At 71.8% G+C, this 19,531-nt stretch carries 19 protein-coding genes; 8 read left to right on the top strand and 11 right to left on the bottom strand.

The genetic code is table 11. The features are described 5' to 3' along the window. Nucleotides 1-127 precede the first annotated feature (127 nt). The 9 genes from ACGWYJ_RS13030 to ACGWYJ_RS12990 form a co-directional block, all read right to left on the bottom strand. Nucleotides 128-1,420, bottom strand: coding sequence for a beta-ketoacyl-[acyl-carrier-protein] synthase family protein (locus ACGWYJ_RS13030; RefSeq protein WP_395106167.1), 1,293 nt, complete (start codon nucleotides 1,418-1,420; stop codon nucleotides 128-130). Between the two features lie 69 nt (nucleotides 1,421-1,489). Next, nucleotides 1,490-1,741: an acyl carrier protein gene (locus ACGWYJ_RS13025; protein WP_395106166.1), complete on the bottom strand. Its 252-nt coding sequence runs from the start codon at nucleotides 1,739-1,741 to the stop codon at nucleotides 1,490-1,492. Nucleotides 1,742-1,776: 35 nt separating this feature from the next. Then, nucleotides 1,777-2,739, bottom strand: a complete 963-nt coding sequence (locus ACGWYJ_RS13020) for a beta-ketoacyl-ACP synthase III (protein ID WP_395106165.1) — start codon at nucleotides 2,737-2,739, stop codon at nucleotides 1,777-1,779. Continuing rightward, entirely contained in the window at nucleotides 2,736-3,653 is a 918-nt protein-coding gene (locus ACGWYJ_RS13015) for an ACP S-malonyltransferase (RefSeq protein ID WP_395106164.1), read from the bottom strand. Before ACGWYJ_RS13015 ends, ACGWYJ_RS13020 begins: the two co-directional genes overlap by 4 nt. Before the next feature lie 90 nt (nucleotides 3,654-3,743). Continuing rightward, nucleotides 3,744-4,925: a PucR family transcriptional regulator gene (locus ACGWYJ_RS13010; RefSeq protein ID WP_395106163.1), complete on the bottom strand. Its 1,182-nt coding sequence runs from the start codon at nucleotides 4,923-4,925 to the stop codon at nucleotides 3,744-3,746. A 376-nt stretch (nucleotides 4,926-5,301) separates the two neighbouring features. Then, a complete protein-coding gene (locus ACGWYJ_RS13005) occupies nucleotides 5,302-6,453 on the bottom strand; it encodes an acyltransferase (RefSeq protein ID WP_395106162.1) in 1,152 nt (383 codons plus the stop codon). After that, nucleotides 6,428-7,408 (bottom strand): alpha/beta hydrolase, encoded by a 981-nt coding sequence (locus ACGWYJ_RS13000; protein ID WP_395106161.1) that lies wholly within the window; start codon nucleotides 7,406-7,408, stop codon nucleotides 6,428-6,430. Before ACGWYJ_RS13000 ends, ACGWYJ_RS13005 begins: the two co-directional genes overlap by 26 nt. Before the next feature lie 119 nt (nucleotides 7,409-7,527). After that, nucleotides 7,528-8,205, bottom strand: coding sequence for a response regulator (locus ACGWYJ_RS12995; protein WP_395106160.1), 678 nt, complete (start codon nucleotides 8,203-8,205; stop codon nucleotides 7,528-7,530). Next, nucleotides 8,202-9,491, bottom strand: a complete 1,290-nt coding sequence (locus tag ACGWYJ_RS12990; protein ID WP_395106159.1) for a sensor histidine kinase — start codon at nucleotides 9,489-9,491, stop codon at nucleotides 8,202-8,204. The genes ACGWYJ_RS12995 and ACGWYJ_RS12990 overlap by 4 nt, the downstream gene beginning before the upstream one ends. An 83-nt stretch (nucleotides 9,492-9,574) precedes the next feature. Here ACGWYJ_RS12990 and ACGWYJ_RS12985 point away from each other — a divergent pair, with 83 nt between their 5' ends. Next, nucleotides 9,575-10,636 (top strand): PHP domain-containing protein, encoded by a 1,062-nt coding sequence (locus ACGWYJ_RS12985; RefSeq protein WP_395106158.1) that lies wholly within the window; start codon nucleotides 9,575-9,577, stop codon nucleotides 10,634-10,636. Between the two features lie 20 nt (nucleotides 10,637-10,656). Beyond that, nucleotides 10,657-11,895 (top strand): hypothetical protein, encoded by a 1,239-nt coding sequence (locus ACGWYJ_RS12980; protein ID WP_395106157.1) that lies wholly within the window; start codon nucleotides 10,657-10,659, stop codon nucleotides 11,893-11,895. Nucleotides 11,896-11,905: 10 nt separating this feature from the next. Here the strand turns inward: ACGWYJ_RS12980 and ACGWYJ_RS12975 are convergent, their stop codons facing one another. Further along, a complete protein-coding gene (locus tag ACGWYJ_RS12975; RefSeq protein WP_395106156.1) occupies nucleotides 11,906-12,322 on the bottom strand; it encodes a DUF2000 family protein in 417 nt (138 codons plus the stop codon). Between the two features lie 85 nt (nucleotides 12,323-12,407). On the opposite strand from ACGWYJ_RS12975, the gene ACGWYJ_RS12970 reads away from it, so the two are divergent. Next, entirely contained in the window at nucleotides 12,408-13,229 is an 822-nt protein-coding gene (locus ACGWYJ_RS12970; protein ID WP_395106155.1) for an AraC family transcriptional regulator, read from the top strand. A gap of 6 nt (nucleotides 13,230-13,235) precedes the next feature. On the opposite strand, the gene ACGWYJ_RS12965 is transcribed toward ACGWYJ_RS12970, so the two are convergent. Beyond that, entirely contained in the window at nucleotides 13,236-14,606 is a 1,371-nt protein-coding gene (locus ACGWYJ_RS12965) for a tannase/feruloyl esterase family alpha/beta hydrolase (RefSeq protein ID WP_395106154.1), read from the bottom strand. A gap of 297 nt (nucleotides 14,607-14,903) precedes the next feature. Between ACGWYJ_RS12965 and ACGWYJ_RS12960 the strand changes: the two genes are divergently transcribed. Genes ACGWYJ_RS12960 through ACGWYJ_RS12940 form a run of 5 tightly spaced genes read left to right on the top strand, consistent with a single transcriptional unit; the run spans nucleotide 14,904 to nucleotide 19,507 of the window. Further along, nucleotides 14,904-15,680, top strand: a complete 777-nt coding sequence (locus ACGWYJ_RS12960; protein ID WP_395106153.1) for an ABC transporter ATP-binding protein — start codon at nucleotides 14,904-14,906, stop codon at nucleotides 15,678-15,680. After that, nucleotides 15,674-16,366 (top strand): ABC transporter ATP-binding protein, encoded by a 693-nt coding sequence (locus ACGWYJ_RS12955; protein WP_395106152.1) that lies wholly within the window; start codon nucleotides 15,674-15,676, stop codon nucleotides 16,364-16,366. The genes ACGWYJ_RS12960 and ACGWYJ_RS12955 overlap by 7 nt, the downstream gene beginning before the upstream one ends. Nucleotides 16,367-16,403: 37 nt before the next feature. After that, nucleotides 16,404-17,642 (top strand): ABC transporter substrate-binding protein, encoded by a 1,239-nt coding sequence (locus ACGWYJ_RS12950; RefSeq protein WP_395106151.1) that lies wholly within the window; start codon nucleotides 16,404-16,406, stop codon nucleotides 17,640-17,642. Nucleotides 17,643-17,651: 9 nt separating this feature from the next. Further along, nucleotides 17,652-18,515 (top strand): branched-chain amino acid ABC transporter permease, encoded by an 864-nt coding sequence (locus ACGWYJ_RS12945; protein WP_395106150.1) that lies wholly within the window; start codon nucleotides 17,652-17,654, stop codon nucleotides 18,513-18,515. Beyond that, nucleotides 18,512-19,507, top strand: coding sequence for a branched-chain amino acid ABC transporter permease (locus ACGWYJ_RS12940; RefSeq protein WP_395106149.1), 996 nt, complete (start codon nucleotides 18,512-18,514; stop codon nucleotides 19,505-19,507). Before ACGWYJ_RS12945 ends, ACGWYJ_RS12940 begins: the two co-directional genes overlap by 4 nt. The last annotated feature ends 24 nt before the right edge of the window (nucleotides 19,508-19,531 follow it).

Here is a 19,531-nt window from a genome sequence, read left to right as displayed (position 1 = left end):
GGTGCGGAGCTGCTTATGGCTGCGCTCGTCGTTGGGGCTCGCTTCGTGAGCCGGTTTCTCGCGGGCTTGGAGGCTGGGCATGCTTGAGGCCCGCCCCCAACAGGGGCGGGCCTCTTTTGGGTTTTCTCTAGGCGGTCTTTAGGACTACTGAGACGTTGTGGCCGCCGAAGCCGAAGGAGTTGTTGAGGGCGGCCAAGGGGCCCGGGGGGAGGGGACGGGGTTCGCCTCGGACGATGTCCAGGTCGACTTCGTCGTCCACGTCCTCCAGGTTGATGGTCGGGGGGACCAGGCGTTCCTTGAGGGCCATCAGGGTGATGACGGACTCCAGGGCGCCGGCGCCGCCCAGGAGGTGGCCGGTCATGGACTTGGTGCCGGTGATGTTGACCTTGGCGCTGGCCTCCGGGCCCAGGGCGGCCTTGATGGAGTTGAGTTCGGCCACGTCGCCCAAGGGGGTCGAGGTCGCGTGGGCGTTGATGTGGACGATGTCGGACGGCTCCAGGCCCGCGTTCTGGATGGCGCGGCGCATCGCCTTGGACTGGCCGGCGCCGGTCGGCTCCGGCTGGACGATGTCGAAGGCGTCGCCGGAGTAGCCGCAGCCGGCGGCGATGCCGTAGACGTTCGCGCCGCGGGCGCGGGCGTGCTCCTCGGATTCGAGGATCATCACGGCGGCGCCCTCGCCCAGGACGAAGCCGTCGCGGTTCTTGTCGTAGGGGCGGGACGCCCGTTCCGGCTCGTCGTTGCGGGTGGAGAGGGCGCGCATGGAACCGAACGAGGCGAGCTGGAGGGGGTGGATGCACGCCTCGGTGCCGCCGCAGATCACCACGTCGGCGCGGCCGGCGCGGATCATGTCGATGCCGTAGCCGACCGCCTCCGCGCTGGACGCGCAGGCGCTGACCAGGGCGTGCGAGCCGGCCATCGCGCCGAACTCGATGCCGACATGGCCGGCGGCGCCGTTGGGCATGAGCATCGGCACGGTGAACGGGCTGACCCGCTGCCAGCCCCGCTCGCGGTTGACGTCGTGGCTGTTGAGCGCGGTGTGCAGGCCCCCGATGCCGCTGGACACCACCACCCCGAGCCGGTCGCCGTCCACCGTGTCGCCCTCGGCCGGCTCGGCGGGGCGTCCCTTCTTGGGCGCGGGAGGCGCGAAGCCGGCGTCCGCCCATGCCTCCCGGGCCGCGATCAGCGCGATCGCCTGGTTCCGGTCAAGCTTCCGCAGCTGCTGCTTGGGCATCACCTCGGACGGGTCGACCGCGAGCGTCGCGGCGAACCGCACCGGCAGCTTGTCCAGGTCGTCCCAGTCCAGCGTCCGCACCCCGGACTTTCCGGCGAGCAGCGCTGACCAGGTCGACGGCCAGTCGCCGCCGAGCGGCGTGGTCGCGCCCAGCCCGGTGACGACGACGGTGGTCTGGCTAGTGGTCATTCGTGAGTGCTCCTCGCAAAGCTGGGGATGGGGGCCGCGGCGCGCCGGCAGCCGCCGCGGCGCCCCGTACTACTGCTGCAGGTTCTGGACGAAGTTGATGACGTCCTTGACCGTCTTCAGGTTGCGGAGCTCGTCGTCGGGGATCTCGACACCGAACTTGTCCTGGGCGGCCACGGCGATCTCCACCATCGACAGCGAGTCGATGTCGAGGTCGTCGATGAAGTTCTTCTCCGGGGTCACCTCCGACTGGTCGATGCCGACGATGTCGTCGATGATCTCGGCGAGACCCTCCAGGATCTCCTTGTCGCTGGCCACTGCCATGTGTGCGTTCTCCTTCTTCCGGGTCGGGTCCCTGGCTACGGGATCTGGATGACCTGCGCGGCGTAGGCCAGTCCGGCGCCGAACCCCACGAGCAGGGCCGGGGCGCCGGACGGCACGTCGCCGCGTTCGATCATGCGGGAGAGCGCGAGTGGTATCGACGCTCCCGAGGTGTTGCCGGAGTGGACGATGTCGTCGGCCACGACGGCGTTGGTCGCCTTCACCTTGCGGGCGATGGCGTCCACGATGCGGAGGTTGGCCTGGTGCGGCACGATCGCGGCCAGGTCGGAGGGCGCGACGCCGGCGCGTTCGCACGCCTCCAGCGCCACCGGGGCGATCGCGCCGGTCGCCCAGCGGAAGACCGCCTGGCCCTCCTGACGGATGAACGCGTTCCGGTCCGGGATGATGATCTTGTCGTGGTGATCGCCGTCGCTGCCCCACACCACCGGGCCGACGCCGGGCTCGGCGCTGCCGGTCACCACCGCGGCGCCGGCGCCATCGGCGAAGATGATGCTGGTGGAGCGGTCCGACCAGTCCAGCCAGGCCGACATCTTCTCGGCGCCGATGACCAGGGCGTTACGGGCCGTGCCGGCGCGCACCGCCGCGTCGGCGGCGCCGAGCGCGTAGCAGAACCCCGCGCACGCGGCGTTGAGGTCGAACGCGCCGGGCGCGTCGATCCCGAGCCGGCTGGCGACCTGCGGCGCGTGCGCCGGCATCGGCGACTCGGCCGAGCAGGTGGCCAGGACGACCAGGTCGATGTCGCCGGGGCCGAGCCCGCTCCCGGCCAGCGCCTTGCCGGCGGCGTGGACGGCCATCTCGACGATGCCCTCCTCGGGCCCGGCGATACGGCGGGACGCGATGCCGACCCGGGTGCGGATCCACTCGTCGCTGGTGTCGACCGTCTCGGCCAGCTCGTCGTTGGTGACGACCCGGGCGGGCTGGTAGTCGCCGAAGGCCAGGATCCTCGACCCGGGGACGGCGGCGGGCACGCGGAGCTTCATGAGCCCGCTCCTTCGATGAGGTCGCGGGCCTTGCCCAGGTCGTCGGGGGTCTTGAGGGCGACGGTCGGGACGCCCTTCAGCTCCCGTCTGGCCAGGCCCACCAGGGTTCCGGCGGGTGGCAGCTCGATGATGCCGGTGACGCCGAGGTCGCGCATCGTCGCCATGCAGGCGTCCCAGCGGACGGGGGCGCTGACCTGGTCGACCAGCCGGGAGACGAACTCGCGGCCGGAGCTGACGGCGGCGCCGTCCCGGTTCTGCAGGAGCGTGGCGCGAGGGTCGGCGACCGGGACTCCGGGGGCGAGGCGGCGCAGCGTGTCGACGGCGGGCGCCATGTGCTCGGTGTGGAAGGCGCCGGCGACCGACAGGGGGCGGAGGCGGGCCTTGGCCGGGGGCTCGTCGGCGAACGCGGCGAGCCGTTCCGTGGTTCCGGCGGCCACGACCTGCCCGGCGCCGTTGACGTTGGCGGGGGTGAGGCCGTGCTTGTCGATCGCGGTGAGGACCTCGTCGGGATCGCCGCCGAGGACGGCGGTCATGCCGGTCTCGGTGACGGCGGCGGCCTCGGCCATGGCCCGGCCGCGCTCCCGTACCAGGACGAGCGCGGACTCGGGGGTCAGGACGCCGGCGATGGCGGCGGCGGCCAGCTCCCCGACGCTGTGGCCCGCGACCGCTCCGGGCGCGGAGCCGGGGCCGTACAGGGTCTCGTAGGCGGCGAGGGCCGCGGCGACCAGCAGCGGCTGGGCCACGGCGGTGTCACGGATCTCTTCGGCGTCGGCGGTGGTGCCGTAACGGACCAGGTCCAGCCCGGTGACCGCGGACCACCAGGCCAATCGGTCGGCGACTCCAGGGACCTCTAGCCACGGTTGCAGGAATCCGGGGGTTTGAGCGCCCTGGCCGGGCGACGCGATCAGAATCACGCAGTCCAGCCTGCCGGTAGGGGCGATCGGACTCGATGCCGGGCCACACGAAGTTTGCGTGACGGGCTTTGTACGACACCTACAAGGCGTCTAGAGGCGTGCAGGACGGTTGGAGAAACGGCCGAGGACGAGGGCGATCCGGAGGGTGAAGGCGTTGCGCCCGTCGGTCGGGGTGAGCGAGGTCAGTTCCGCGACTCGCCGCAGCCGGTAGCGCACCGTGTTGGGGTGGACGAACAGCAGCCGCGCGGTCGCCTCCAATGACGACCCTTGCTCCAGATAGGTCGTGAGGGTGTCCAGCAGGGGGGCGCCCGCGGCGAGCATCGGGTTGTAGACCTCCTCCACCAGATAGCGCCGGGCGGCCTCGTCGCCGTCCAGGGCCCGCTCGGGGAGGAGTTCGGTGGCCAGGACGGGGCGGGGCGCGTCCGGCCATCCGCAGGCGGCGGCCAGTCCCGCCATCGCGGCGCGCGCCGAGGCGGTGGAGGCGTACAGGTCGTCCACGAGCGGCCCGATCACGACCGGTCCGGGCCCGCATTTGGCGGCGATGGGGCGGACGGCCTGCACCGGTTCCTCGGTGCCGCCGACGATCACCAGGACGCGGCGTCCCTGGACGCCGGCCAGCACGTCCACCTTGGCGCGGCGGGCGGCCCGCTGCATCTGGTCGATGGTGACCTCGGGCTCCTCGTCCTCGGGGGTGAACCCGGCGACGACGGTGACGGGCTTGGCGGTCCAGCCGAGGGCGGCGGCCCAGGAGTGCATGCCGTGGTCGACCTCGCCGCGCATCACCGCGTTCACGACCAGGGCCTCAAGGCGGGCGTCCCAGGCGGCGCGGGTCTCGGCCGCGCGGGCGTAGACCTGGGCGGCGCCGAACGCCACCTCGCGGGTGTAGCGCAGGATCGCCTCGCGCAGCTGGGTCTCGCCGCCGGGCGCGGCCAGCTCGTCCAGCCGGCTCTCCACCACATCGATGATCACTCGGATGATGTCGATGGTGTGGTGCAGCTTGATGGAGCGCATCAGCTCCAGCGGCGCGGTGCCGAACACCTCCCCGGCGATCGCGGGGCGGGTCTTCTCGGCGCTTTTGAACCACTCCACGAACGCGGCGATGCCCGCCTGGGCGACCAGGCCGATCCAGGAGCGCTGGTCCGCCGGCAGCCGCCGGAACCAGGGCAGTTGCTCTTCCATCCGGGCCAGCGCGGCGGTCCCGAAGGACCCCATCGCCTTCTCCAGGCGTTCGGTCGTCTGCTCCCTGATCGAGGCGTCGCTGATGGTGTCCACGTCCCCAGGGTGCCACCGTTCCGGGGGTGGAACGGCCCGCGTTCCTGGTGAAAGCCCGTGGGATGGTCACCTGTGGGAGGTACGGGTCACATGGGACGCCCTGCCGAGGGCGATCGCGTACCGGGCGCCGAGCGTGGACGGGGTGAGGGCGGGCAGGGGCACACGGGGGCGGAGTAGGGGTCGGCGCGGCCGGTCCCGGCGGTCGTCAGCCCCCGCGATCGTCGCGGCGCAGGCGAGGACCCGTCGTAGCCGTCGGGCGCGCCCGGTGGTCGTGCGGGGCGGCGGCATGCTCGTCCTTCTGCCGGACCATGTCCGGTGGTCGGCGCATGGGCGTTCTCCCCGCGTGTACAGCCGGGGCCCTCCCGGAAGGTCAAAATCAGGTTCTGGAAGGTCTCTCGAAACGGTGGGCCAGTGCCAAGAGCCCGGCGAGCGCGGCGGCGAAGGCGGGCAGCCAGGCCAGCCGTTCCAGCGCCCAGGCCGGGTGGTCGGGCGCCGTGTGCAGCCCCGGCGCCGTGCGGGTGACCGTGAGGGCGGCGACCGTGACCGTCATCATCGCCGTCTGGTGCCACAGGAAGATCGTCATCGCGGCGAGGTTGGCCAGCGCCACCGGCGCCCAGGCCCGGGGGCGGCGCATCCAGCGGGCCAGCCGGTCACGGACGAGAAGGGCGAGGCCGGCCTGGGCGATGCCGAAGGCGACGGCCGCCAGGGTGGGCGGGTTCAGGTTGGACACCTCGGCTCCGGGGACGCCGACCATGCTCGCCGGATAGCCCGCGCACGCCACCAGCGCCGCCGTGGCGGCCACGCCCCCGGCCAGCATGGCCGCGGCGGCGCGCCGGGAGCCGAGCGTTCCGTCCGCCCAGGCGATCCCGAGCAGGAAGGGCACCAGCCAGCCGGTGAGGACCGTGCCCCAGCCGATCCACTCCGGCCCGTCCAGCCCGAAGCGGACGAGGTCGATCGCGGCGGTGAGGGCGAGGACGACCGCGACGGCGGGGAGGGTCCCGGCACGGCGGTGGAACCTGACGATCAGCGGGGTGAGCGCGGTCAGCGTCCCGTACACCGCCAGGAACCACAGCGGGCTCAACACCAGCTTGATCAGCGCGTGGATCGTGCCGGGGGAGAGGCCCGCCCACAACAGCGCGCCCGCCATCGGCACCCATGCCGCCAGGAGGAAGGGGACGGGACGCATCAGCCGGACGAGCCGGCGCCGCGGCCAGGACGCCCACCGGTCGCCCGGCCTGTACCCCTTGGCGGCGGTGTAGCCGCCGACCAGGAAGAACAGGGCGAGGGTCTGAAGCACCCAGGAGATCGGGGTGAACGCGGGCATCGCCGCCAGCGGGCTCGCCGCCCGAAGCTCGCCGCCGCCGGTCACGATCAGGGCCGTGACCAGCCAATGCCCGAGCACCACACCGAGGATGGCGAAGGCGCGCAGGGCGTCCACGGCGCGGTCACGTCCTGGGGGCGTGGCGGCGTCGATGCGCGCGGCCAGGCCGGGCGGTGCCGCCTCAGGGGGTTCGGTTGTGGCGAGCATGGGTGACCTCCGAGTGATGGCCGAGCGCGATGCGGGTGAGGTTGCGGAGCGAGACGGACCCAGGACGCAGGTAGGCGCTGTGCGGCCCGCGTCCCGCGTCGAAGCGGAGCGCGCCGAACGAGGGAGCGGCCGGGTCGTGGGCGAAGCCGATCCCGGCGACGCGCACCTTGGGGACGAACCGCGTCCAGTCGCCGGCCGACCGTGCCGCCCAGACCCGCGCGCCGGTCCTCAGCGCTCCCACCGTGCGGGCGTTGACGCCGGGGCTGCCGTACAGGGCGATCTCGTCCACGGGCAGGCGCCGCCCGTCGAGGCCGGGTGCCGCCTTCGCGCACACGACCGACCCGTAGCTGTGGCAGAGCAACGCGACCCGCGCCCGGCCGTTGACCTGGCGCAGGCCGGTCAGGAAGCGGACGAGCTCCCGGCCCGCGTCGTCCGCCCGGCCGTCGGTGAGGACGGCCGGGCTCCGCGTGGACGGCGAGTCGTACCCGAGCCAGGCGACGACGGCCAGGCGTGCGGACGGCGCGCTCACGCGGGCCTGCCGGTGGAGGGCGCGCGCGCCGCCGCCCGCCCATTTCCAGGAGTCGAAGTTGGTGAGCAGCCCGTCCGCTCCCGGCACCACGACCGCCACCCGGTCCGCCCGCGCCAGGTCGCCGATCACTTCGACGACCCGGCCGTGCCCGCGCGCGTCGAACGCCAGGAAGCGCCGTCCGGGGGAGAGGAACGCCGCCAGCGCCGCCCGGCGGTCGCCGTCATCGGCCCGCTCGGCGGCCTCCAGCGCCGTGCGGATGTTCCGCTCGACCGCCGCGTACCGGGACGTGAGGGCCGGCGCGGTGAGCGCGGGCACGGCCTCGGGGGCCCGGTAGGGCGCGGGACGCGCGGGGGCGGCGGCCGCGGTGGAACCGGCCGCCGCGGCGGCCAGGGCGGCGGTGGCGATCGTGCGGCGCGCTGTACGCACGGCGGCGCGTCCTTCCTGCTCAGCGTGGTTCTGCTGAGTCAGGAAGCTAGGAGCCGGGGGCCGTCGCGCGGATCAACCCGGGGAGCCGTCCCGTCCCTACGACCCCGGTGCGAGGGGTGCTACCCGCCCGGCCGGACGAGCCCGGTCTCGTAGGCGTAGACGATCGCCTGCGGCCGGTCGCGCAGGCCCAGCTTCATCAGGATGCGGCCGAAATGGGTCTTCACCGTCTGCTCGGCGACGACGAGCTCGGCCGCGATCTCCGCGTTGGACAGGCCGCGGGCGACCAGGGTCAGCACCTCGGTCTCCCGCTCGGTCAGCTCCTCCAGCCTCTTCCGGGACGGGGCGCGCGGCGCGCCCAGCCGGGAGAACTCGGCGATCAGCCGCCGGGTGACGGAGGGGGAGAGCAGCGCGTCCCCGGCCGCGATGATCCGGACCGCGTCGGACAGCTCGGCGGCCGAGGCGTCCTTGAGCAGGAACCCGCTGGCCCCCGCGCGCAGCGCCTCGTACACGTAGTCGTCCAGGTCGAAGGTGGTCAGCATCAGCACCTTGGGCCGGTCGTCGTCGGGCTCGCCGGCGAGCAGGCGGCGGGTCGCCTCCAGGCCGTCCATGACCGGCATCCGCACGTCCATCAGGACGACGTCGGGCCTCAGCTCGGCGATGACGCGCAGCGCCTCCTCGCCGTCGGACGCCTCGCCGACCACCTCGATGTCGGGCTGGGAGTTGAGGAACACCCCGAACCCCGTCCGCACCATTCCCTGATCGTCGACGATCACCACGCGGATGCGGGACTGCGTCATGTGGCCGTTCCGGTGATCGGCAGCGTGGCGCGCACGGCGAATCCTCCCTCCGGCGTGGGCTCGGCGACCAGTTCGCCGCCCAGCATGGCCGCCCGTTCGCGCATGCCGACCAGTCCGTGTCCGGCGCCGGGCGGTGAGGGCGTGGGGCGGCGGCCGTCGGCGGGCGGGCCGCTGACGACGTCCAGCCGCAGTATCTCGCCTTCGCGGCGGATCGCCACCTCCACCTCCGAGCCCGGGGCGTGCCGCATGGCGTTGCTCAGCGCCTCCTGCACGATCCGGTACGAGGTGAGGCCGACGCCGGAGGGCAGCCCGGCCAGCCCCGCGTCCAGCCTGGTGACGATCGTCAGGCCGGCGCCGCGGCCTCCCTCCAGCAGCTCCTCCAGCCCTCCAAGGTCGGGCTGCGGCGCCGTCTGCGAGCCGTCCTCGGTGCGCAGGACGCCGAGGATCCGCCGCATCTCGGTCAGCGCGGCCAGCGCGGTCGCGCGGATCTCCGCCAGGTCCTTGCGGGTCTCGTCGGGCACGGCCGCCACCTTGAGCGGGGCCGCCTCCGCCTGGATCGCGATCATCGACATGTGGTGCGCGACCACGTCGTGCAGCTCGCGGGCGATGCGCTGCCGCTCGGTCAGCACCGCCTCGGCCTCCTGGTGGCGTTTCTCCTGCTCGGCCAGCTCGCGGCGGGCGTTCCTGCGGTACTGGACGGCGTACCCCACCACCAGCGGCAGCGGGACCAGGAAGGACGTGCCCGCGCCGTTCTCCGGGGTGGTGATCAGGATCCCGGCGATCGACAGCAGGCCCACCCCGACGGTGTCCGACCGGGAGCAGCGCGCCGCCACCGTGTAGAGGACGAGGAGCCCGGTGATGCCGGTGCCGCCCGCGAACGTCACGTCCGTCCAGCGGTAGGGGCCGACCACGACCATCCCGACGAGGAAGATCCGCCAGGCGGCCATCGGATGCCGCTCGCGCAGCGCCAGGGGCACCGACGCCACCAGCGCCGACAGGACCAGCTCGCCGTTCCAGGGGTCCAGGTCCCGCTTGGCGACCTCGTTCATCAGCAGCGAGTACGTGCCGAAGTAGCAGGCCAGCGCGATGAGCAGGTCGATCACCTGCACGGCCGCGGCGAACGGGACCCGTCCCTCGACGCGGCGGCGCACCCAGCGCGGCAGGGGCGGCCAGGGCCGGTCCGGGTCACGGGGCGCCGCCGGACGGAAAAGCGCCTCCCATATGGGGATGACCAGCAGTCCCAGCGTGTCTCGGAGGCTTCCTTCCCTTTTGCCTTCACCCGCCATGCGCACAGGCTAGAGCGGGTGCGGGCATGTGCGAATGCCACTGGAGTGCCACGCCGTCGTAATACCTGGGTACGGTCGAAACCGTGGACGAATCATCGCGGGGGGACGACTCCGCACGCCTCGGGCCCGTCGAGGCACTGCGCCGGATCGCGTTCCTGCTGGAACGCGCGCACGAGCCGACCTACCGTGTGCGGGCCTTCCGCAAGGCCGCCGATGTCGCCGGTGGCCTGCCTCCCGGCGAGCTCGCGTCCCGTGCCCGCGAGGGGACGCTGACCGCGCTGGACGGCATCGGCACGGTGACCGCCCTGGTCATCGAGGAGGCGCTGCGCGGCGAGGTACCCGTCTACCTGCGGCGGCTGGAGGCCACGGAGGGCTCGTCGCTGGACGAGTCGGCCGCGCGGCTGCGCACCGCGCTCAAGGGCGACCTGCACACCCACAGCGACTGGTCGGACGGCGGGTCCCCGATCCGCGAGATGGCCGAGACCGCGCGGAGCCTCGGCCACGACTACATCGCGCTCACCGACCACTCGCCCCGCCTGACCGTCGCCAACGGGCTGTCCGCGGACCGGCTGCGCGCGCAGCTCGACGTCGTCGCCGAGCTGAACGAGGAGCTGGCCCCGTTCCGGATCCTCACCGGCATCGAGGTCGACATCCTGGAGGACGGCTCCCTCGACCAGGACCCCGATCTGCTCGACCGGCTGGACGTCGTCGTGGCCAGCGTCCACTCCAAGCTGCGCATGGACAGGGTCGCGATGACCAAGCGGATGGTCGCGGCGATCGCGAACCCGCGCGTCACCGTCCTGGGCCACTGCACCGGCCGGATCGTCAAGGCGGGCGGCAGGCGGGGCGGCCTGCGCCCGGAGTCGGAGTTCGACGCGGCCCTGGTGTTCGACGCCTGCGCCGCCTACGGCGTGGCGGTCGAGATCAACTCACGTCCCGAACGCCTGGACCCGCCCAAACGCCTCCTCCGCCTGGCCGTCGAAGCGGGCTGCCACTTCGCCATCGACTCCGACGCGCACGCCCCGGGCCAGCTCGACTGGCAGCCCTACGGCTGTGAACGCGCCGCCCGTTGCGGCGTCCCGCCCGAGCGCGTCGTCAACACCTTCACCGCCGAGGAACTGCTGGCCTGGTCCGCCGCGTCCTGAAATCGTCTAGGTTGCTGGCCATGCCGCTCGACGACGCGCTGAAAGCCCGCATGGCCGAGCCCGACTTCTGGACCGTGTACCTCTTCGACGAGGACGTCGCCTTCGACGACGAGGACTTCGACGACGAGGCGGAGGACCTCCAGGCGGAGTTCGCCGTCGGCGACGGGTACGGGCTCGTTCTCACGCTGGACTTCTTCGGCTACTACGGGCTGGACCTCGTCGCCCCCGGGTCGGCGGAGGCCGTCCAGGTGGCCTGGGACGACCAGGCCCACTTCCACCCGCACCTGATGCGCTGGACGGAGCTGGACCTGCTGTGCCGGGCGGTGGCCCTGCACGATCCCTCGCTGCGCCACCCGGGCCCGATGCTGGCGCTGCTGGCCCGTTTCGCGGTGCTGGACGACCACGATGACGTGGACGTCATGACGCCGCTGGTCGACGCGGCCTTCCACCTCGTCAGGCCGGGCCGGGGCGATGGCGGCCCCCGCCCGGAGACCCGCGACTGGTACGAGCTGCGCGACCTCAGCGGCACCGGCCTGACCTGGACGACCAGGCCCGACGGTCACCTGGCCGTGGCCCAGCCCTACGACCTCCACGTCAAGCGTCCCCTGTATTCCACGCGCACTCCGGACTCCGACGACTTCCCGTTCTCCGAATGGGCGGGCCTGCTGGAGCGGGCCGGGCGGCTCGTCACCGTGGACGACCCCGCGCTGCGGGAACCGGCCGTCCGATCGGCCCTGGAACGGACCGCGACCGCCGAGGGCCACGCCCACCTTCCGTCCCTCGCCGGAGCGCTCCGTGCCGCGGGGTTCCGCCACCCGGTCCTGACGCGCGCCCTGGAGGACCCGGTGAGCCGGGCCGAAGCGTGCTGGGCGGTGGAGACGCTGGCCGGTCTCGGCCAGGGAACACTGGTCAAACGGTGGTTCGGGCGCAGCCCGCTGGCGGACGCCCGCTCCTGGGAGCTGAGCCTCAGCCTCGAGGTGGAGGGCCGTCCCGGCTCCCTCGGCGGCGTCGTGGCGGCGGAGCTGAGCGGCGCGCTCCAGGAGGCCGGCCTGGGCAGGGCGGAGGCCGGCGGCATGATCAGCAGCGGGGATCCGGGAGGCGGCTTCGTGGCGACCACCTCCCTGATCGACGTCCTGGTCCGCGACGACCTGCCCCGCGCGGTGGCGCTGATCTCGGAGGTCGTCCGCCGCCACGGCGCGATCGGGACCGCGAAGCTCCAGCACTCCGGCGCGCCCCACGAGGAGATCCCGCTGACCTGAGACCGCGTGTTCAGGGATGCAGGGCCAGACCCTTGACGATCTTGTCGACGATCCGGCGGTCGGCGCGCAGGGCGAGGCCGACCAGGGTGAGCTTCTCGGCCTCGACGGCGGCCACGGCCGCCCTGTTGTCGTCGTCGTGGCCCGTGGCGAACAGCTCCTCGGTGTAGACGGCCATGGGGACCTCACGGGTGAGGGCCCGCTCGTGGACCTTCGTCAACTGGTCGGCGCTCGCCGCGAACACCAGGACGGGCTGCCGGAACATGGGCAGGTACTCGTTGCCCGTCGCGTCCCTGTAGTTCTCGCCCACGACGCCGTCCACCGTCGCGGCGACGCCGCTGACGACGAAGGCGGTGACGTTGAGCTTCTGCCAGACCGCAAGATCCTCCCGGACGACGACGGCGATCTTCGTATCCCAGACGGGTGCCAACGGTGGTGACTCCTTCTCTTCGGGCTCGTTCGGTTCCCTGAGAAGCCTGCCGGGACCGCCGGGCGGCGTCTTGTACGTTGTTGGCATGGCCGGTGACGACCGGGCCGTCCAGTTGCTCGCCTGGCGGCCCGAGGTCCACGGGATCGCGGAGGTCTTCCACGCGCGCTTCGTGGGGCATGCCTATCCGGCGCACACCCACGGCACCTGGACGCTGCTGATCGTCGACACCGGGGCCGTGGAGTTCCTGCTGGGACGGCGCCGCCACCACATCGGGGGCCGGGAGGTGGTGCTTCTGCCGCCGGGCGTCTCGCACGACGGGCGGGCCGCCACGCCCGAGGGGTTCCGCAAGCGGGTGGTGTACCTCGACGGCGGCATGCTGCCCGAACGCATGATCGGCCCGGCGGTGGACGCGCCCGTCCTCGCCGACCGGCTCCTGCGGCGCCGCGTCCACGAACTGCATCGGGCGCTGGACGAGCCGGGCGAGGAGTTCGAGGCCGAGTCCCGGCTGGCGCTGATCAACGATCGTCTCGTCCGGCGGCTGGGCAGCGTCCCCGCCGCGTCCCGCAGCGGACGGGACGCGGCGCGGCTGGCGGGCGACCTACGCGACCTGCTGGACGCCCGGGTCGAGACGGGAATCTCCCTGCGTGAGGCCGGCGCGCTGCTGCACGCTCACCCCACCCATCTCGTGCGGTGCTTCAAGCAGACCTTCGGCCTTCCGCCGCACCTCTACCTGACCGGGCGCCGTATCGAACGGGCGCGGCGCCTTCTCATCGAGGGGCACCAGCCGGGAAAGGTCGCAGCCGAGGTGGGGTTCTACGACCAGGCGCACATGACACGGCATTTCAGGCGCCATCTGGGCATCACCCCCGCACGCTTCGCGGCCACCCGCCATCTGCGGTCCGCCTAGGCCCGTTCAGCGTGTCAGGGAGCAGGTGTTGACCAGATCTCCGGTCGCCGGACGCGGAAGCGTGGCACTGGGCGGAGGGGCCTGGCCCTTAGGGGCGGTCCAGCTTTCCAGGGCCGTGAACGCCGCCCGCATGCAGGGGAGCAGCGGACGCAGCTTGTCCGGATAGGCGTCATAGAGCCCGTCCACGTGGTTGCCGGTTTCCAGGCGGTAGTAGCGGTAGTAGCTGTGCGCGGACGCCGAGCCCTTCCCCTTGCTCTTGGCCCTGGAGTGGACCATCTGCGCGTAGAGGTCGGAGTTCTTCCCTATGGGCAGCAGCGAGTCGTACGTGCCATGCAGCGTGAGCATCGGCTTGCGGATGCGTCCGGTCAGGGAGATGCGCGCCACCGCCTTGCGCACTTCCTTGGGACGGGCGAAGTAGTCGTAGTCCGCGTCCTCGCCCTCATAGGAGGGGTCAAGCTCCTCACGGTAGATGCGCTGGGTGAGGCCCCAGTAGACCGTGTGGTGATACTCCCAGAGGAACTCGGACCCGGCCGTGTAGCCCGCGTCCAAGATGGCCTGGTGAGCGGCAGGGCTGCCGGTGGACGCGTACGACGGGTAGGCGCGCAGAACGGGCGGCAGGTAGGTGAACAGGTTGGGGCCATCGGGCCGCCACAGGGTGCCCTCGGCGTCCACGCCACCGTCGTAGAGCTCGGGACGGTTCTCCAACTGCCAGCGTACGAGGTAGCCGCCATTGGAGATCCCGGCAGCGTACGTACGGCGAGGCGCACGGCCATAGCGCTGCGCCACGACCGCCTTCGCCGCGCGGGTCAGTTGCGTTGTGCGGTGGTTCCACTCCGCTATGGCGTCACCCGGACGGTCCCCGTCGCGGTAGAACTCGGCGCCGCTGTTGCCCTTGTCGGTGGACGCGAACGCGTACCCCTTGGCCAGGACCCAGTCGGAGATGGTCACGTCGTTGGCGTACTGGCGTCGCGTCCCCGGAGAGCCGGAAACGACCAGGCCGCCGTTCCATCGCTCGGGGAGCCGGATCACGAACTGCGAGTCGTGGTTCCAGCCATGGGTGGTGTTGAACGTGGAGGTGTCCGGGAAGTAGCCGTCGATCTGAATTCCCGGGACGCCGCTGGGGTTGCGCGTGCCCGCGGCGTGCAGGCCCGCGTAGTCGGCCGGTACGGTGTGGCCGGAGGCGACCGTGCCGGCGGTGGTGAGGTCGTCCAGGCAGGCGGCGACCTGCCGCTCGGCGCCCGGGACGCGGATCCGTTCCGCGTGGGCGCAGCGGTCGGTGTTCGCCCGCGTGGACGTGGCTCCGGCCGCGGCGTCCACCCCCGCCAGGGCGAGGGCGGCGGGCACGGCGGCGAGGACGATCGTTGTTCGGCGAAGCATGGCTCGCATGCTCCCGGCAGGACGCGACGCGGGCCACGTTGGCGGGCTCCACTCTTCGCGCCGCCGGTGTGGGCGGATCCCCCATGCCGGGGTGGAACGGGCGGTAGGTCGGCCACCATGCCCGCAGGTCACACCATGGATGCCCAGGCCGTCCGGGATGCGGTGTGGTCCGAGCCCTTATCCAGGCGACCGATTATGTGCGCTCCTCACATGGCCGGGTCACCGGGCGCGACCTAGCGTTCACGGTCATGGCGTCCGGATGTGGTCCGGGTCACGCCATGACCGCGAGGAGGTCGGATGAGTGATCGGCGCGGTGACGGTCCGGCTCCCGTCTTGCGTGTGCGGGGTCTGGTGCGGGAGTTCGGTGGGTTCCGTGCCGTGGACGGTGTCGATCTTGATGTGGCCGAGGGCGGCGTGCACGCCCTGGTCGGCCCGAACGGTGCGGGGAAGACGACGTTGTTCAACCTGCTCACCGGGTTCGTGAAGCCGACGGCGGGCAGCGTGGTGCTGGCGGGCCGGCGGGAGCTGGCGGGGCGGCGCCCCGAGGAGATCGCGCGGTGGGGGGTCGCCCGGTCGTTCCAGATCACCAGCCTGTTCGCGGGGTTGTCGCCCCGTGAGCACGTGGAGCTGGCGCTGGCCTCGTCGTCGGGGCTGGGATGGCGGTTCTGGCGGTCCGACCGCGCGCTGGGCGGCTTCACCGGCCGCGCCGGCGACCTGCTGGAACAGGTCGGGCTGGACGCGCTGGCCGACGTGCCCGCGGGGTCGCTCTCCTACGGGAGCAAGCGGGCCCTGGAGCTGGCCCTCGCCCTGGCGCTCGACCCCAAGGTGCTGTTGCTGGACGAGCCCACCGCCGGGATGGGGGTGGAGGACATCGACCGCACCATCGAGCTGATCCAGCGGATCCGCGCCGGGCGGACGGTGGTGCTGGTGGAGCACAACATGAGCGTGGTGGCCAGTTTGGCCGACACCGTGACGGTGCTCCAGCACGGCCGGGTGCTGGCCGAGGGGCCGTACGCCGACATCCGCCATGACCCGCGCGTGGTGGCCGCCTACCTGGGGGATGCGCCATGCTGAGCGTTGAGGGACTGTCGGCCTGGTACGGGCAGGCGCAGGCGTTGCGCGACGTGTCCGTGCAGGTCGGCGAGGGAGAGATCGTCACGCTGGTGGGGCGCAACGGCGCGGGCAAGACCACGCTGCTGCGCTGCGTGATGGGCCTGCACACCCACGCCACCGGTTCGGTCACCTTCCTCGGCGAGGACATCGGCCGGCTCGGCCCGCACCGGCGGGCGGCCCGCGGGCTGGGGTACGTGCCCGACGACCGCGGGATCTACGCCACGTTGTCGGTGGAGGAGAACCTGCTGCTCCCGCCGCGGGTGGGGCCCGAGCCGTGGTCGCTGGAACGCGTCTACGACACCTTCCCGGTGCTCAAGGAACGCCGCCGCTTCCCCGGCAGCAAGCTGTCGGGAGGCGAGCAGCAGATGCTGGCCCTGGCCCGCGTGCTGCGGATGGGCGCGCGGCTGCTGGTGTGCGACGAGCCGACCGAGGGCCTGTCGCCGCTGATCGTCGAGCGGATCGGGGAGATCTTGCGGGAGGTGAAGGCGGCGGGGATCACGGTGCTGCTCATCGAGCAGAACGTCCATTTCGCCGCCACCGTCGCCGACCGGCATTACCTGCTGGCCGAAGGCCGGGTCGTGGAGTCGCTCGACAACGACCAGGTCCGCCGGCGCGAACACGAACTCTTGGAATACCTCGGAATCTGAACCGGGCGTCTGATCGGCGATTAAGGAGAACCCCCCGATGAGGTTGTGGAGATGGGGCGGCCTGATGGCCGCGGGCGTGCTGCTGGCCGGCTGTGGTGGGGGACCCGGCGGCTCGGGCGGGGCGATCAGTGACGGCAAGGTGGTGCTGGCGGTCCTCAACGACCAGACCGCCATCTACGCCGATGTGTCCGGCCGCAACTCCGTGGAGTCGGTGCGGCTGGCGGTGGCCGACTACCAGGCCAAATACGGCGACAAGGCCGTCGCCAAGAAGATCGAGGTGGTCGCCGCCGACCATCAGAACAAGCCGGACGTGGCCAACACCCAGGCCCAGCAGCTCTACGACAGGCAGCGCGCCGATGTGATCTTGGACGTGCCGACCTCCTCGGCCGCGCTGGCCGTGGCGACGGTCGCCAAGAACAAGAAGAAGATCTTCATGGACGTGGGTGCGGCGACCACCGAGCTGGAGGGCAAGAGCTGTAACAAGTACACCTTCCACTACGGGTACAACTCGTACATGCTCGCGCACGGCACCGGCACCGCGGTGACCCAGGGCGGAGCCAAGACCTGGTACATCGTCTACCCCGACTACGCCTTCGGGCAGGACATGAACCGGACGTTCAGCGCGGCGGTGAAGGCGGCCGGCGGAACGGTGGTCAAGTCCGATCCCACCCCGTTCCCCAACGACAACTTCTCCACGTTCCTGCTCAAGGCGCCGACGCTGAACCCCAAGCCGCAGGTGCTGGGCACCATGCAGGCCGGCGGTGACCTGGTGAACGTGGTCAAGCAGTACAACGAGTACAAGCTGCGGGACAAGGGCGTGGGCCTGGCGGCCGGACTGGTCTTCCTCAGCGACGTGCATTCGCTGGGCCCCGACGCGATGCACGGGACGCAGTACACCGACTTCTGGTACTGGAACTTCGACCAGCGGAACCGGGCGTGGGCCGACCGCTTCCAGGCCAAGACCGGTAAGCGGCCCACCGCCTCGCACGCGGGCAACTACTCGGCGGCGTTGCAGTACCTGGAGGCGGTGCAGCGCGGCGGCACCGACGACTCCGACACCGTGGTCAAGCAGCTCGAAGGCCGCGAGATCGACGACATGTTCGCCCGTGGCGGCAGCATCCGCGCCAAGGACCACCTGCTCATCCACGACTCCTACCTGGTGCAGGTCAAGCAGTCCAGCGAGGTCAAGGAGCCGTACGACTACCTGAAGGTGGTCAAGACGATCCCGGCGGCCGAGGCGTTCCAGCCGCAGCCCGACTCGGCCTGCGCGCTGTAGGCGGGACACGTGCTTCAGCAGGCGTTCAACGGGTTGGTGAGCGGGGCGTTCTACGCCCTGCTCGCCCTCGGTCTGTCCGTCATCTTCGGCATGCTCGGCGTCGTCAACTTCGCCCACGGCGCGTTCTACATGCTCGGCGCCTTCGGCGCCTTCATCCTGCTCGACTCCTTCGGGGTGAACTTCTGGATCGCCCTGCCGCTGGTGCCGCTGGTGCTGGGGACGGTGGGCGTGGTCCTGGAGCGGTTGTTCATCCGGCGGCTCACGCCGCTGGACCCGCTCTACAACTTCCTGTTCACCTTCGGCTTGGCGCTCATCCTCCAGGACCTGGTGCGGCGCGAGTACGGGGTCAACTCCCAGCCGTACCCGCGCCCGTCGCAGCTGTCCGGCTCGACCGACCTGGTGGTCTTCACCTACCCCGCCTACCAGGTGTTCGTGCTGGCCGTGTCGCTGCTGGTGTGCGGGGTGGTCTGGGTCGTCCTCACCCGGACCCGGGTCGGGATGATCGTCCGCGCGTCCACCGAGCGTCCCGAGCTGACCCGCGCGCTGGGCATCGACGTGGGCCGCTGGGTCACCCCGGTCTTCGGGTTCGGCATCGCGCTGGCCGGGCTCGCCGGGGTGCTGGCCGCGCCGATGCGCGCGGTCAACCCGCTGATGGGCGCCGACCTGATCATCGTGGTGTTCGCGGTGGTGGTGATCGGCGGGCTGGGCTCGGTGTTCGGCTCGGTCGCCGCCGGGTTCGCGGTCGGCGTGGTGTCGGCGCTGGGCAACTACTACGTTCCGGCGCTGTCGCAGACCCTGGTGTTCATCCTGATGGCCGCCGTCCTGCTGTGGCGTCCGGCCGGCCTGTTCGGACGCGAGGAGGCGTTCAGATGATCCTCTCCCGGCTCGCCGGGCGCCCGGTCCTGCTGACCGTCGGTCTGGTCCTGGCGCTCGCGCTGCCCTGGATGATCTATCCGCCGATCGCGCTGGACATCATCTGCTGGGCGCTGTTCGCCGCGGCCGTCGACCTGCTGCTGGGCTTCACCGGCCTGCTGTCCTTCGGGCACGCCGCGTTTTGGGGCGGCTCGGCGTACTGCACCGGCCTGATCGCCGTGCACATCGGCGTCCCGTTCCCCCTGGCGATCCTGGGGGGCGCCGCGTTCGCGGCCGTGCTGGCCGTGCCGATCGGGTTCCTGGCCGTACGGCTCCAGGGCATCTACTTCGCGATGGTCACCCTGGCCTTCGCGCAGATGGTGTACTTCGTCGCCAACCAGTGGCGAAGCGTCACCGGTGGCGAGAACGGCCTGCAGAGCATCCCGCGCGAGTTCTTCGGCGTCGACCTGTCCGACCCGTTCTTCTTCTACTACGCGGGCCTGCCGTTCATCCTCGCCGGGATGTTCGTGGCCTGGCGCATCGTACGCTCCCCGTTCGGGCGGGTGCTCGTGTCGATCCGCGACAACCCGTCCCGTGCCCGCGCCCTGGGTTACCCGGTGGACCGCTACAAGCTCCTGGCGTTCGTCCTGTCGGCCGCCCTGTCCGGTGTGGCCGGCGGCCTGTTCGCCATAAGCCACGGCTTCGCGTCCTTGCAGGAGGTCTACTGGACCACCTCGGGGCAGGCGGTGATGATGGTCGTCCTGGGCGGCATAGGCACGCTGTGGGGTGGCGCGGTGGGCGCGGCCCTCATCGTCCAGTTGAACGACTATCTGGCCACGGCCGGCTTCCAGGAGACCGGCATCGTCACCGGCACCATCTTCATCCTCATCGTCCTGCTCTTCCGCCGAGGCATCTGGGGCACCGCCCAAGCCCTCATAGCCGCGCGGCGAACCCGCAAGCAACCCGAGCAGAACGCGGTCCCCGAACGTGAGGCCGTGGACGCCAAGACCTGAAGCCCATCCGCCGCGGTCACCGCC

The organism is Actinomadura sp. SCN-SB, from assembly GCF_043906805.1.
GTDB lineage: Bacteria > Actinomycetota > Actinomycetes > Streptosporangiales > Streptosporangiaceae > Spirillospora.
Note: the sequence above shows the minus strand (reverse complement) of the source record. Positions and strands in the feature narration are given on the sequence as shown.

Coding starts and splice junctions, on each gene's coding strand:
- ACGWYJ_RS13030 (WP_395106167.1), bottom strand. CDS start 1,420: ATGACCACTAGCCAGACCACCGTCGTCGTCACCGGGCTGGGCGCGACC.
- ACGWYJ_RS13025 (WP_395106166.1), bottom strand. CDS start 1,741: ATGGCAGTGGCCAGCGACAAGGAGATCCTGGAGGGTCTCGCCGAGATC.
- ACGWYJ_RS13020 (WP_395106165.1), bottom strand. CDS start 2,739: ATGAAGCTCCGCGTGCCCGCCGCCGTCCCCGGGTCGAGGATCCTGGCC.
- ACGWYJ_RS13005 (WP_395106162.1), bottom strand. CDS start 6,453: ATGCTCGCCACAACCGAACCCCCTGAGGCGGCACCGCCCGGCCTGGCC.
- ACGWYJ_RS12995 (WP_395106160.1), bottom strand. CDS start 8,205: ATGACGCAGTCCCGCATCCGCGTGGTGATCGTCGACGATCAGGGAATG.
- ACGWYJ_RS12990 (WP_395106159.1), bottom strand. CDS start 9,491: ATGGCGGGTGAAGGCAAAAGGGAAGGAAGCCTCCGAGACACGCTGGGA.
- ACGWYJ_RS12980 (WP_395106157.1), top strand. CDS start 10,657: ATGCCGCTCGACGACGCGCTGAAAGCCCGCATGGCCGAGCCCGACTTC.
- ACGWYJ_RS12970 (WP_395106155.1), top strand. CDS start 12,408: ATGGCCGGTGACGACCGGGCCGTCCAGTTGCTCGCCTGGCGGCCCGAG.
- ACGWYJ_RS12965 (WP_395106154.1), bottom strand. CDS start 14,606: ATGCTTCGCCGAACAACGATCGTCCTCGCCGCCGTGCCCGCCGCCCTC.
- ACGWYJ_RS12960 (WP_395106153.1), top strand. CDS start 14,904: ATGAGTGATCGGCGCGGTGACGGTCCGGCTCCCGTCTTGCGTGTGCGG.
- ACGWYJ_RS12955 (WP_395106152.1), top strand. CDS start 15,674: ATGCTGAGCGTTGAGGGACTGTCGGCCTGGTACGGGCAGGCGCAGGCG.
- ACGWYJ_RS12950 (WP_395106151.1), top strand. CDS start 16,404: ATGAGGTTGTGGAGATGGGGCGGCCTGATGGCCGCGGGCGTGCTGCTG.
- ACGWYJ_RS12940 (WP_395106149.1), top strand. CDS start 18,512: ATGATCCTCTCCCGGCTCGCCGGGCGCCCGGTCCTGCTGACCGTCGGT.